This window comes from uncultured Ferrimonas sp. (genome assembly GCF_947489035.1).
Lineage (GTDB): Bacteria > Pseudomonadota > Gammaproteobacteria > Enterobacterales > Shewanellaceae > Ferrimonas.
The window spans coordinates 1-1,163 of sequence record NZ_CANLCI010000056.1 but is presented as its reverse complement, the minus strand read 5'-3'; the positions used below and the strand labels follow the sequence as shown (position 1 = coordinate 1,163).

Here is a 1,163-nt window from a genome sequence, read left to right as displayed (position 1 = left end):
CAGCTGCCGTCGGCGTTGACCACGAAGGTGCCGTAAGGATCGTCGATGGTGTTGGCGTTGAAGGCCAAATCTGGGTTATCGGCGTCGGTGGCGATCAGGGTGCCATCGAGGATGGCGCTATCCCCTTCGGTGATGCGGTCGGCGTCGCTGGAAATTTCCGGCAGATCGTCGGTACCAGTAATGGTGATGGTCACCGTGGTGGTGCTGCCGTCACTTAAGGTAACGGTGAATTCACGGATCTCTTCCTGACCCAAAGTCAGCGCATCAACGGTGGCGTTGTTGGCTAGGTCGAAGGTCCAGCTGCCGTCGGCGTTGACCACGAAGGTGCCATAAGCATCGTCGATGGTGTTGGCGTTGAAGGCCAAGTCTGGGTTGTCGGCGTCGGTGGCGATCAGGGTGCCGGTGACTGGAGTTAAGTCGCCCTCAGTAACCGCATCTTCGGCGTCCGAAATAATTGGCAGATCGTCGGTACCGGTAATGGTGATGGTGACGGTGGTGGTGCTGCCGTCACTTAAGGTCACGGTGAACTCACGAACTTCTTCCTGACCCAAAGTCAGTGCATCAACGGTGTCGTTGTCGGCTAGGTCGAAGGTCCAGCTGCCGTCGGCGTTGACCACGAAGGTGCCGTAAGGATCGTTGATGGTGTTGGCGTTGAAGGCCAAGTCTGGGTTGTCGGCATCGCTTGCGGTCAGAGTGCCATCGAGGATGGCGCTATCCCCTTCGGTGATGCGGTCGGCATCGCTGGAGATCACCGGCAGATCGTCGGTACCGGTAATGGTGATGGTGACGGTGGTGGTGCTGCCGTCACTCAAGGTCACGGTGAATTCACGGATCTCTTCCTGACCCAAAGTCAGCGCATCAACGGTGTCGTTGTCGGCCAAGTCGAAGGTCCAGCTGCCGTCGGCGTTGACCACGAAGGTGCCGTAAGGATCGTCGATGGTGTTGGCGTTGAAGGCCAAGTCTGGGTTGTCGGCGTCGGTGGCGGTCAGGGTGCCGGTGACTGGAGTTAAGTCGCCCTCAGTAACCGCATCTTCGGCGTCCGAAATAATTGGCAGATCGTCGGTACCAGTAATGGTGATGGTCACCGTGGTGGTGCTGCCGTCACTTAAGGTAACGGTGAACTCACGAACTTCTTCCTGACCCAAAGTCAGCGCATCGACGGT

General features: G+C 58.1%; 1 protein-coding gene. It reads right to left on the bottom strand.

The annotated features are described in order from the left end of the window. Positions 1-1,163: VCBS domain-containing protein (locus Q0796_RS18030; RefSeq protein WP_298445875.1), on the bottom strand; the 1,163-nt coding region annotated here is incomplete at both ends.